We start from the raw sequence: 13303 nt of genomic DNA on the forward strand, positions 1-13303 counted from the left end.
GGTGCAAAGGTAGATTTTAAATACCACATAAACTAATTTGTTATATCCTGATATTTAATAAGTTAACTTTTAGTCAAAGAAGTGACTGAGTAGCTGAGTGGATAAGTTTTTTTAATTTGGAGCAGAACTTTTATCTTTTTTTACACTATTGCTCCCGCTATCCGCGCTACATGCCTGCCAGCAGACAGGCAGGGTAGCTAGCTCCTATCGGGGCTATTCTAAACGTCACCTCAACTCAGTAACCCAGTTTTTCAGCTACTTAGCGACCCAAAAAATCAATCAATTGTTTCACAGCTAAACCTCTGTGGCTGATAACTGATTTTTCTTCTAAGGTCAATTCAGCACAAGTTTTATCATAACCATCAGCTATAAAGATGGGATCATAACCAAAACCATTGGTTCCTATTTTTTGGTCGATAATAGTTCCTTTAATGATACCTGTAAACAATTTTTGAATTCCATCAATATTTAAAGCAATTACGGTCTTAAATTGGGCGGATTTATTAGATTTATCGTTAAGGTTATCTAATAATTTATCCATATTTTCATTAGCGTCTTTTTTTTCGCCAGCATATCGAGCGGAATAAACTCCAGGTTCACCGTTTAAAGCGTCGACTTCCAAACCAGTGTCATCGGCAAAACAATTGTAACCATAATTTTCGGTTACATAATTGACTTTGAGAATAGCATTGCCCTCAATAGTATCCGCAGTTTCTGGAATTTCCTCAAAGCAACCGATATCTTCCAAGCTTAAAATTTCAATAGATTGAGGAAGTAATAATTGTATTTCTTTGATTTTGTTTTTGTTATTGGAAGCGAAAACGAGTTGCATTATTGATTTTTTTTGGTTTACAAATATAATCTTTCAAAAGCTCATAAAACATGATTACTTAAGGATAAATTTCAATAATAAATTATTACTTTTGCACCGATTAAACACAAAGTGATTATGGTAAAAGATTTATTCGAAAGAATACAAAACAATAAAGGTCCGCTAGGAAAATGGGCTTCTCAAGCCGAAGGATATTATGTTTTCCCAAAATTAGAAGGAGAGCTTGGACCAAGAATGCAATTTCACGGAAAAAATATATTAAACTGGAGTTTGAACGACTATTTGGGTCTAGCCAATCATCCGGAAGTGCGTCAGGCAGATACTGATGCTGCGATTCAATACGGTGCAGCCTATCCAATGGGAGCACGAATGATGAGCGGACACACTGATGCTCACGAACTATTAGAAAATGAATTGGCTGCTTTTGTTCAAAAAGAATCTGCCTATTTATTGAACTTTGGCTACCAAGGTATTATGTCTTGTATTGATGCATTGGTTACTAAAAATGATATTATTGTTTATGATGTTGATGCGCACGCTTGTATAATTGATGGTGTCCGTCTTCATATGGGAAAACGTTTTACCTACCGTCATAATGATATAGAAAGCATGGAAAAAAACTTGCAGCGTGCGACAAAAATGGCAACTGAAACGGGTGGAGGAATTCTATTCATAACTGAAGGCGTTTTCGGAATGCGAGGCCAACAGGGAAAGTTGAAAGAAATTGTGGAAATGAAAAAGAAATACAATTTCCGTCTTTTGGTTGATGACGCTCACGGTTTTGGAACACTTGGTAAAACTGGCGCTGGCGCTGGTGAAGAGCAAGGAGTACAAGACCAAATTGATGTTTACTTCTCGACGTTTGCCAAATCTATGGCGAGTATTGGTGCCTTCTTGGCTGCTGATAAAGAAATTATTGATTATTTAAAATACAATTTACGTTCACAAATGTTTGCCAAATCCTTACCAATGATTCAAACCGTTGGTGCATTAAAGAGATTACAATTATTAAGAGATAATCCTGGATTAAAAGACAAACTTTGGGAAAACGTAAATGCATTGCAAAACGGATTAAGAACTAGAGGTTTCAACATTGGTGATACCAATACTTGCGTAACACCAGTTTATCTTGAAGGAAGTGTGCCAGAAGCAATGGTAATGGTAAATGATTTGAGAGAGAACTATGGTATTTTCTTATCGATAGTGATTTATCCTGTAATTCCAAAAGGAATTATCTTATTGCGTATGATTCCAACAGCTTCTCACACTTTAGCTGATATTGATGAAACGCTAACTGCTTTTGAGATCATTCGCGAGAAATTGGTAAACGGAACGTATAAAAAGATTGCAGATGCTACTACGGTTGATTTAGATGCTTAAAAAAAAAATCGAATTATATAGAAATAAAAAACCATTCGCTCGGCGAATGGTTTTTTTTATATTGCAAATTACAATTGCTTTATTTTACTTTCGTCTATATTAAAGTAATTTACTACCGCATTGTAATCAGAAAAATCAACTTTGCTAATATTCTTATTTGAAAAAAATCCAGGAACAATTACTATCCTAAAAGTTTGATTTTGTATAAAATTTGGCGTATTCGCTAAGTTGTAGGTGCCGCCTGCATATATTGTAAAATCTTCTCTACTAAAATCGAAGTCATAGTCTAATTCACCTTGAGGTAAAAATAAAGTTCTTGGAATCAATTGCCAAATTGGAGTATTAGCATCAATTGTACCTGATAATCTATAGATCAATACAACATCGGAAGCAAAAATTTGCGGATTTAAAGTTCTGTAGATATTATAACCGTCATTTGGATTAAAACTAAAATTAACATTTCTCAATTCGAATACCTCACTAATGGTATCATTGTCAATGTTATTGGTGTTGTCTTCGTTTACGGTGCATCCTTGTAGCGTTATCATCCCGATAAAAGCTAAAACTAAAGTAATTTTTTTCATGATTTTTAAATTTAATGACCTGTCTTCCGACAGGCAGGTTAATAATGTTTAATTGCAACCAATATTAATGCCAAACTTTAATTAAAACAAATAATTGTATTTTTGAGCCATCATGGGAAGAAACAATCCGAAAAATATCAAAGCGCACAACGATAAGTTGCACAAGGCACAAGATAAAGAAAAAGCTAAAAAAGTTGCTCGTCAGGAACAGCTTAAAGTTATTATAAAAAAATTTAATGAAACTAAAGAATAGTCTTGATCTGTCTATAGTATTCTCTTTTTTCAATTATTCTTTTATAATTTTTTGAGAATAAATACCGTTTGTCGTTTCTAATTTAATACTATAAATACCCGCAGCATGAGCTGTAAGATCTAGAGAATGGCCTACTAACATCCCTAACATATTATATACAGAAACTTTAGTAATCTCAATCGCATTGTTTGATAATAGTAACTTGCCTTTGGTTGGATTTGGAAAAAGGTGCACTTTTATATTTTCCTCTAAATCAACTGCTGCCAATGAAGTAAGTGAATAACAACTCGAAACACTTACACAGCCATTGGTTGTTAATTGTACCGCATAATTTCCATTAGCTAATGGTGGCGTGAATATTTGCGAAGTAGCATTAGGAATGGGTTGATTGTTATTATCACAATCCAACCATTGATAGGTTGTTCCTGCCAAAGTTCTATCAGCAAATAATGATGCATTGCCTACTGTAACTGCAGTTGTGAAAGCATTTTGAGTATCGGTTATGGTTACTGGAATTGTAATTGTATCCGTTTGATCTGGGTTACAAAAGGCATTGGTAATTGTAAGTGTTACTTGTTTAACTCCGGGACAACTATAATTATGGGTTGGATTGACAGCAGTACTTGCAGCACTTCCATCACCAAAATTCCAACTTACGCTATCATAATTAGCACTGGCATTTATAAAAGAAACCGAAGCATTATTATTGGTTGGATTAAAATTGCTTGCCAATGGAAAAAAACCAAATGCTGCATTGGGAGTTATACAACGCTGAATATCAAAGTAAGTAACAGTATTTGGAACAAATTGATTGGCAACAAGATTACCATCTACTTGCAACACTGGAATTCCGTAATCTTTATCAAACCATTTATAGGAAACTGTGGTCACTGTATTTTGAGTTGGAGTACCATTTGCCGTAATGGTAATATTGTTTACAACTGTAGTTTTCATTTTCAGTACATTTGAAAAAGTACCAAAAGGGGTTGTTAAAGAACCCCAACCTTCAACTAAATTAGTGCGTTGTCCTGCAGAAGCATATTGTATTGGCACTCCAAAACTTGTTAAATCAACACTTAAAGCAAAATTATTGGTGTAATTATCATTGAAATTTATCGGGAATTGATAGAGCTTATCAGCAGTTTGATAGGATGCAACAAAAGGCACCGAAGTTCCATTTACTGTAATAGAAGCGCCAATCATTTTGTCTTCTAAAAGAGTCGATGACAATTTTAAGTGGTCTATTACATTACTAATTCCAAATCCTTGAATTTGCAAACCATCGGTTAATTTAGTGGCTAAATTAAAGTTGTTGTTAAACTGCGTATTGCAATTAAAAATAAAGCCATTGAACAAACACCAAATATTTTTATACCCAGCATTATTTGGGTTTTGATAGGTAACGGTTTCCTGAGTAGCTGGTGCTAGCGTGCTGTAATTCCAATTGAAGTTGGTGCCTGTTTGCACAAAATCAAGTGTTAAACCGGGCGCAGTAGCTGTACTAACAATATACGATTCGTTTTGAAGTGCGTAATCTGAGGAAAGGTAACTTATTTGGGCAAAACCAATATTTGAAAATAGTGCTAATAAAAACAAAGTGATTTTTTTCATAATAAATAATATTTTAAAACACTAAAAATCTGTATAATTACTTAATTTAGGACAAATGTAGCAAAAATTACATATTCCGTCTATATTGCCCTCCTACTTCAAACAACGCAGCCGTTATTTGTCCCAGCGAGCAATACTTCGTAGCTTCCATCAAATGTTCAAAGATGTTTTTATTGTTAATGGCAGCTTCTTGCAGGGTGTTGAGTTGTTCCTCTTCTTTGCCAGCATTGGCTTGGTGCAAATTGGTCAGGGTTTGAATTTGAAATTGTTTCTCTTCTTCGGTGGCACGAATCACTTCTGCCGGTAAAACCGTAGGAGAACCTTTGGAACTCAAGAACGTATTCACCCCAATAATTGGGAATTCCCCAGTATGTTTGAGCATTTCATAATACATGCTCTCTTCTTGAATTTGATTGCGTTGGTACATGGTTTCCATAGCGCCTAACACACCACCACGCTCTGTAATTTTATCAAATTCTTTTAGTACAGCATCTTCCACCAAATCGGTTAATTCTTCTATGATAAACGAACCTTGTATCGGGTTTTCGTTTTTGGCTAAGCCCAATTCTTTATTAATAATTAATTGGATAGCCATAGCTCTTCGTACACTTTCTTCTGTTGGCGTAGTAATCGCTTCGTCATAAGCATTGGTATGCAGTGAATTACAGTTATCATATATGGCATATAACGCCTGCAAAGTCGTACGGATATCATTAAAATCTATTTCTTGTGCGTGCAACGAGCGACCTGAGGTTTGGATGTGGTATTTCAGCATTTGCGCTCTTTCGTTGGCTCCATATTTGTTTTTCATTGCTTTCGCCCAAATCTTGCGTGCTACTCTACCAATCACCGCATACTCAGGATCGATACCATTAGAAAAGAAAAACGACAAGTTTGGCCCAAAATCATTGATGTCCATGCCACGGCTCAAGTAATATTCAACATAAGTAAAGCCATTGGACAAGGTAAATGCCAACTGCGTGATTGGATTAGCGCCAGCTTCGGCAATATGATAGCCCGAAATAGAAACCGAATAGAAATTACGTACATTCTTTTGTATAAAATATTCCTGCACATCGCCCATTAATCGCAAGGCAAATTCTGTAGAAAAAATACAGGTATTTTGGGCTTGGTCTTCTTTCAAAATATCGGCTTGAACGGTGCCACGCACTTGGGTTAAGGTTTTGGTTTTAATTTCTTGATAGACATCTAATGGCAATACTTGATCACCTGTAACGCCCAAAAGCAGTAACCCTAAACCATTGTTTCCACCTGGTAATTGTCCATTGTATTTGGGCCTTGGCAGTCCTTTCTTTTTATAGATTTCGTTGATTCTTTCTTCTACTTCAACCTTAAGATTGTTTTCAACGATGTATTTTTCGCAGTTTTGATCGATGGCAGCATTCATAAAAAAGCCCAATAACATCGGTGCAGGACCATTAATCGTCATCGATACCGAAGTAAGTGGATGACTTAAATCGAAACCAGAATACAATTTCTTGGCATCGTCTAAACAACAGATAGAAACGCCGGCATTTCCGATTTTTCCATAAATATCGGGACGCAAATCAGGGTCATTGCCGTATAAAGTAACACTATCAAAAGCAGTAGACAACCTTTTAGCAGGCAAACCGGCACTCACATAGTGAAAACGTTTGTTGGTTCGCTCTGGTCCGCCTTCGCCAGCAAACATCCTGCTTGGATCCTCGCCTTCCCGTTTAAAAGGATACAATCCTGAGGCAAAAGGAAATTCTCCTGGTACATTTTCTTGTAAATTCCATTTTAAGATATCACCCCAAGCTTGGTATTTTGGCAACGCTACTTTCGGAATTTGAGAGTGCGATAAACTTTCTGTATGTGTTTGGATTTTAATTTCCTTGTCACGCACCTTAAAGCTATACACCGGATTTTTATATTTGTTGACCTTGTCATTCCAAGTGAGAATAATTTCCCAATTGAAGGGGTCGAGGTTCATTTTTACGCGGTCGAATTCTTTCACTAATAGGTTTAAGAAGTCCTTGTTATCGTCACTGGTATTCAAACTACTAGCATCAATTCCAGCACGGTCAATTTGAATTGCTTTTTTGCTAACGCTTTCTATAGTTTTATAAATACCGTATAACTTTTGCGCTACTTCTACTTGTGTTAAAACCGTTTCATCATACTTGCGATTGTTCTCGGCAATTTCAGATAAATACCGTGTTCTATGTGGTGGAATAACGAAAACCTTCTCACTCATTTCGCGGGTAATTTCAAAAGTCGATTTCAAATCGGCACCAGTTACTTCCACCACTTTATCCATTATCTTTTTATAAAGGGTATTCATTCCTGGGTCATTGAACTGAGAAGCAATAGTACCAAAAACGGGCATATCATCAGGATTTACATCCCAAAGATTGTGATTGCGTTGGTATTGTTTTTTCACATCGCGCAAAGCATCTAAAGCGCCACGTTTGTCGAATTTATTTAGCGCTACTAAATCGGCAAAATCCAACATATCAATTTTTTCCAATTGGGTTGCTGCACCAAACTCTGGCGTCATGACATATAACGAAACATCCGAATGTTCAATAATTTCAGTATCACTTTGACCAATACCCGAAGTTTCTAAAATAATAATATCATATTGAGCGGCTTTCAAGACTTGAATGGCTTCATTCACATATTTCGACAATGCCAAATTCGATTGACGTGTAGCCAAAGAACGCATATAAACTCTAGGATTGTTGATGGCATTCATACGAATTCTGTCACCCAGTAAAGCACCGCCCGTTTTACGTTTTGAAGGATCAACCGAAATCAAACCAATAGTTTTTTCAGGGAAATCAATTAGAAATCGTCGCACCAATTCATCCACCAAAGAAGATTTTCCAGCACCACCAGTACCTGTAATTCCCAAAACAGGAATAGTAGATGTTTCATTTTTCTTGTGAATAGCGTCGAGGGTTTCTTTGGCAATATCAGGAAAGTTTTCTGCCGACGAAATCACGCGCGCAATAGCAGTAGCATTCTTTTCTTCTAAATGATTGATTTCGCCATTCAAAATATCACCAACAGGATAATCGGATTGTTTTACTAAATCGTTAATCATCCCTTGCAATCCCATCGCTCTACCATCATCAGGAGAATAAATTCTAGTGATACCATAGTCTTGTAATTCCTTTATTTCCGAAGGCAAAATAACACCACCGCCACCACCAAATATTTTGATGTGTCCAGCACCTTTTTCTTTCAATAAGTCATGCATATACTTGAAATACTCATTGTGACCACCTTGATAGGAAGTCATAGCAATGGCATTGGCATCTTCTTGTATGGCAGTATTCACTACTTCTTCCACGCTACGGTCGTGCCCCAAGTGAATGACTTCAACTCCGGTAGCTTGAATAATGCGACGCATGATATTAATAGCGGCATCGTGTCCATCAAAAAGAGAAGCAGCAGTAACAATTCTAACTTTATTTTTAGGTATGTAAGGTATTTGTGGTTCCATTTTGCGAATATGAAAATTTTGAGTGCGCAATTTACGCAATAAATAAAAATTGTTACAACGATTTCGTAGAAAACATAAAAATAAAACACATCAAAAAAAAGACTCTGGTTAATAATAACATAATAGTAGTTTTGCAAAAAACAACTGGCTTAATTTTTGATATTTAGTATAAAAAAATAAAATATGAAAACAATAATAACACTGCTTCTGTTAATTCCTTTCCTAGGTTTTGCTCAAATAAAACTACCAGATCAAGTCAAAAAAGTTATTCCAACAAAACTTCCCAGTAGTAGTTCTGTTTTAAATTCTACCGATATTTCCAAAGGATTGAAAGAAGCTTTAAATAACGGTATTACCAAACAAGTTACCAAATTGACTGCCGAAGATGGTTTCTACAAAAACGAATTAGTTAAAATACTTTTGCCCGAAGAATTGCAAAAAGTGGATAAAACATTGCGAAAAATGGGACTTGGCTCACTTGCTGATGAAGGGATTTTGATGCTGAACCGCGCTGCCGAAGATGCCGTAAAAGAGGCAACACCAATTTTTATGGATGCTGTGAAGAATATCAGTTTTAACGATGCTAAAAACATACTCATGGGAAATGAAAGCGCAGCAACAAACTATCTTCAAACTTCAACTAGTACTGCATTGTACACCAAATTTAATCCTGTTATTCAAAGTTCTTTTGCTAAAGTAGGCGCCGATAAAGTTTGGGCAAGTATCATCAAAAAATACAATAGCATTCCATTAGTAAGCAAAGTCAATCCTGATTTAACCGATTATACCACCAACAAAGCGTTAGAAGGTGTTTTTAAAATGATTGCGGTTGAGGAAAAAGAGATTAGAACTAATTTGAATTCTAGGAGTTCAAGTTTGTTAAAAAAAGTATTTGCGGCTCAGGATAAAAAGTAATTTATACTTAAATGTATTTTTATTATTTAAAAATATCCTAATTTTGAGTTTATATCTAATTCAGAATTATGCAAACCAAAATTAAGAACTTCCTTATTTTCGTTTTAATTCTTCTTTTACATTTTAGTTACGCACAAAATAATGCAAAATATGTAAACGTCTTTATAGGCACAGACGGAACGGGACATACTTTTCCTGGACCATCAAAACCTTTTGGAATGGTACAACCTGGTCCAGACAATCGAGATGAAGGATGGAACCACAACAGCGGCTATCAATACAAAGACACTTTGTTATTGGGATTTTCACAAACTCGTTTTAGCGGAACAGGCATTGGTGAAATGGGCGATATTTTGCTAATGCCTTATTCGAAAACAAAAAAAAAACTGCAAAATTCTTATTATAAAGAAACCGAGAAAGCCAGTTTGGGTTATTACACCGTTACCAAAAAAGACGATGTAAAAGTGGAACTCACATGCTCGGATAGAGTAGCTTTTCATCAATATACCTATCCAAGCAAAAATGCTAATGTACTAGTTGATTTACAACATGGTTTGCGATTTTTAACGGATAGCTTAGTGCTTGAAAGCGATGTGAAAACTGAAAACAATCATACTATTTCGGGTTATTGCAAAACCAAAAATTGGGTAACCCGAAAATACTTTTTTACCATAGAGTTTGATACTCCTTTTTTCGAAGAAGAAAAACTCCCAATGGGCAAAAAAGACAAAGCGCCAAAGTTCAATCTGTCTTTTACCTTAAACGAAAGCAAAATTCTAAAAGTCAAAATTGCCTTATCAACAGTTTCGGTTGATGGCGCCATAAATAATTTACAATCCGAAATTCCGCATTGGAATTTTGAAAAAGTAAAAAATGAAAATGTCAACGCTTGGAACAGCTATCTCAATCGAATAGACATTGAAGCATCGCAAAAGCAAAAAGAAATCTTCTATACTTCACTGTATCATTTGTTTTTACAACCTTCCAATATTACTGATGTGGATGGAAAATATCGCGGTGCTGATGATAAAATTAATAGAGCTCCAAACAAGGAATACTACTCTACTCTATCTATTTGGGATATTTATCGAGGTGCTTTTCCGCTGTTACAAATCATAGCTCCAGAGAAAGTAAACGGAATTGTCAATTCCATGCTGATACATCACAAAGCAGCTGGATTTTTGCCCATTTGGACAGCTTGGGGACAAGATAATTATTGCATGATTGGCAACCATGCTATCCCAATGCTACTATCTGCTTACAACAATGGATTTAAAGGTTTTGATGCTAAGGATGCTTTGAAAGCCATGGTAGAAACATCTACCAAAAGTCATATTAATTCTAATTGGGATTTGTATAATCAGTATGGTTATTATCCTTTTGATAAATTAGATAACGAAGCGGTTTCACGAACATTAGAAAGTGGTTTTGATGATTATTGTATAAGTCAAATGGCAAAAAAACTAAACGATAAAACCAATGCAATAGCATTCGATAAAAGAGCCCATTATTATAAAAATCTCTTTGACCCCGAAACAAAATTATTCAGAGGAAAAGACACCAAAGGAAATTTCAGAACGACTTTTGATCCATTAACCGCAACATCACCAATGAACAATCCAGGCGATTATACCGAAGCCAATGCCTGGCAGTATTTTTGGACACCAGCGCAATATGATGTTCAGGGAATGATAAATTTATTAGGTGGAAAAGACAATTTCACCAAACAGTTAAATACTTTCTTCACTATTGAAACACCTAATCCGAACAAGTTTCTGGGGCAAGAAGCCATGATTGGGCAATATGCACATGGCAATGAACCTAGTCATCATATTTTGTATTTGTATGCCTATTCCAACGAACCTAAAACAGGTCATAAATACATTCACAAAGTCATCAATGAATTTCATAACAATACCCCCGATGGTATGATTGGGAATGACGATTGCGGTCAAATGAGTGCATGGTATATTTTGTCAACGTTAGGGTTTTATCCTGTTAATTCTAGTAATGGCGAGTTTGTATTTGGAAGTCCACAAGTTAAAAAAGCTGTCATTCATTTAGATAATGGAAAAGAATTTAGAATAGATGCTTACAATTTTTCGAATGAAACTATATTCAACGAAAATAGATTTTTGAATGAAAGAAAAATTGCAAAACCATTCATCACTTATAGAGAAATTAGGGCTGGTGGAACGTTAAAATTTGAAATGATAAACAATTAATTATGAAGAAATCGATATTAATATTTTTACTATTTTCAGTATTTATGGCAAACGCACAAGAAAAATTTCAATCATTACCTTTTGGCAGCATCAAACCAACTGGTTGGCTTAAAACTCAAATGCAAAAGGACGTTGAAGGTTATTTAGGAAATTTAGATAAATTGGTTCCCGATTTAATTAATGATCCTATTTATGGTTCGGGAAGATTGCATAAAAACAGTCAGGTAAAAGATTTAGGAAACTTGAAAGAAGGCGATGCCGAAGGAAGTGATCAATACAAATGGTGGAACTCCGAAACGCAATCTAATTGGTGGGATGGTTATATTCGGAATGTGTTTTTAGTTGATGACAAAGCTGGAATTGAGAAAGTACATCAATATGTTCAACGGATTTTAGCAACCCAAGACGAGGACGGTTATTTAGGAATTTACGACAAAGAACTGCGTTATAATTTTAATTCAGAGAATGGTGAATTGTGGTCAAAAGCTACATTACATCGCGGTTTATTGGCATACTATGAAGCAACTAAAGATGAAAAAGTTTGGAAATCATTAGTTCGAGCGGTTGACAATGTGATGGTCAATTATCCTATTAATAATTCAAGTCCTTTTTCATCTGGTGAAAAATTTAATGGTGGTGTTTCTCATGGTTTGACCTTCACCGATGTTTTAGATAAAATGTATCAACTTACCGAAGATAAAAAATATACCGCATATGCTTTGTTTTTATATCAAGATTTTTCTAAAACATATCAATCAGAATGTGATGTGCAATTGTCTAATATTTTAAATCCAAACTATAAATTCAAATCGCATGGCGTTCATACCTACGAACATTTACGACCATTAATCGTGGCAGCTTATCAAAATAAGGATTTGCAAAAAGCGTTAACCATTTACCTCGAAAGAATAAAAAATACGACTACTCCCACTGGCGGACCTATTGGCGATGAATGGATTGCTGAACGAACTGCAGATGCCACACATACGGGTTATGAATATTGCTCTATTCACGAATTGTTAGATAGTTATACCGTATTTCTTCAAAAAACAGGAAATGCTAGCATTGGAGACGACATTGAAACTATTTTTTATAATGCCGCACAAGGATCTAGAAATCCGAACCATTCTTGTATTGCCTATTTGAAAACTGATAATTCTTATGAAATGTTAGGCACCAAAAATGGTGAAGTGGAACCCGATAGAAAGCAAACACGTTATAAATATTCTCCCGCGCATCAAGATGTGGCGGTTTGTTGCAACCCAAATGCAGGAAGAATTTCGCCCTATTTTATACAATCGTCTTGGATGAAGGAAAATGAAAACACACTAATAGCCACTTTATTGATGCCTAACGTATTAGAAACCGAAATTAAAGGGTCAAAAATAAAGATTGAAAATAAAACCAATTACCCTAATGAGAATGCTTTTCAATTTCAGATGCAATTAGATCAACCTACAGCATTTCAACTTAAAATAAGAAAACCAAGTTGGACAACATCTATAATAACCAATGAAAAATATCGAGTTGAAGACGATTATATCATTATGGAAAGAACATTCAATAAGATAGAAAATATTAAATTAGAATTTAAAACAGAAGTAATCGTATTGACTGATCGTAAAAGAGAACATTTCTTTTCGTATGGTAGTCAATTTTATGCAAAAGCTATTTCTTCACTCCAAATTAAAGGAAAAGAATATGTTAGAGGATTTGAAGATTTAAATTATGAGCCATCAGATAAAACGCGATTTAAATTTATTGAAAATCATAGGGCAACTTTTAATAACAACAATATTAAAGCTGATTTAAAAAACATTGTAACCAATAAAACAGAAACGGTAACCCTTATTCCTTTTGGAAAAACAATATTGAGACAAGTCTCATTCTAAAATAAAAAGTTAAAATTTTAGAAATCAATAACATAAGTATAACATAACCTTAACAGTGTAAGCTAAAAAGAGACCTTATATTTGTACTGTAATAAATTTGGTTTTTTATTATAAATTG

Annotated in this window: 9 protein-coding genes; 5 read left to right on the plus strand and 4 right to left on the minus strand. The window is 34.9% G+C overall.

The genetic code is table 11. The features are described from left to right. Positions 1-259: 259 nt before the first annotated feature. Positions 260-832, minus strand: a complete 573-nt coding sequence (locus ACIQ2L_RS06330) for a non-canonical purine NTP diphosphatase (protein ID WP_396157299.1) — start codon at positions 830-832, stop codon at positions 260-262. A 117-nt stretch (positions 833-949) separates the two neighbouring features. On the opposite strand from ACIQ2L_RS06330, the gene ACIQ2L_RS06335 reads away from it, so the two are divergent. Continuing rightward, positions 950-2212 (plus strand): aminotransferase class I/II-fold pyridoxal phosphate-dependent enzyme, encoded by a 1263-nt coding sequence (locus ACIQ2L_RS06335; RefSeq protein WP_396157300.1) that lies wholly within the window; start codon positions 950-952, stop codon positions 2210-2212. 68 nt (positions 2213-2280) lie between these two features. On the opposite strand, the gene ACIQ2L_RS06340 is transcribed toward ACIQ2L_RS06335, so the two are convergent. Then, positions 2281-2796: a hypothetical protein gene (locus ACIQ2L_RS06340; RefSeq protein ID WP_396157301.1), complete on the minus strand. Its 516-nt coding sequence runs from the start codon at positions 2794-2796 to the stop codon at positions 2281-2283. A 112-nt stretch (positions 2797-2908) separates the two neighbouring features. On the opposite strand from ACIQ2L_RS06340, the gene ACIQ2L_RS06345 reads away from it, so the two are divergent. After that, positions 2909-3049, plus strand: a complete 141-nt coding sequence (locus ACIQ2L_RS06345; protein WP_396157302.1) for a hypothetical protein — start codon at positions 2909-2911, stop codon at positions 3047-3049. A gap of 33 nt (positions 3050-3082) precedes the next feature. Here the strand turns inward: ACIQ2L_RS06345 and ACIQ2L_RS06350 are convergent, their stop codons facing one another. Continuing rightward, the gene (locus ACIQ2L_RS06350; RefSeq protein ID WP_396157303.1) at positions 3083-4660 is read right to left on the minus strand and encodes a PKD domain-containing protein; all 1578 of its coding nucleotides are present in this window, start codon (positions 4658-4660) and stop codon (positions 3083-3085) included. A 67-nt stretch (positions 4661-4727) separates the two neighbouring features. Next, positions 4728-8153 (minus strand): methylmalonyl-CoA mutase family protein, encoded by a 3426-nt coding sequence (locus tag ACIQ2L_RS06355; protein ID WP_396157304.1) that lies wholly within the window; start codon positions 8151-8153, stop codon positions 4728-4730. Positions 8154-8336: 183 nt separating this feature from the next. On the opposite strand from ACIQ2L_RS06355, the gene ACIQ2L_RS06360 reads away from it, so the two are divergent. The 3 genes from ACIQ2L_RS06360 (at position 8337) to ACIQ2L_RS06370 (ending at position 13185) form a co-directional block, all read left to right on the plus strand. After that, positions 8337-9068, plus strand: a complete 732-nt coding sequence (locus tag ACIQ2L_RS06360; RefSeq protein WP_396157305.1) for a DUF4197 domain-containing protein — start codon at positions 8337-8339, stop codon at positions 9066-9068. Between the two features lie 68 nt (positions 9069-9136). Beyond that, entirely contained in the window at positions 9137-11293 is a 2157-nt protein-coding gene (locus ACIQ2L_RS06365) for a GH92 family glycosyl hydrolase (protein ID WP_396157307.1), read from the plus strand. Between the two features lie 2 nt (positions 11294-11295). Then, positions 11296-13185 carry a beta-L-arabinofuranosidase domain-containing protein gene (locus ACIQ2L_RS06370; RefSeq protein ID WP_396157308.1) on the plus strand — a complete coding sequence of 630 codons (1890 nt, stop codon included), beginning with the start codon at positions 11296-11298 and terminating at the stop codon, positions 13183-13185. Positions 13186-13303 lie beyond the last annotated feature (118 nt).

The organism is Flavobacterium sp. (genome assembly GCF_044369455.1).
Lineage (GTDB): Bacteria > Bacteroidota > Bacteroidia > Flavobacteriales > Flavobacteriaceae > Flavobacterium.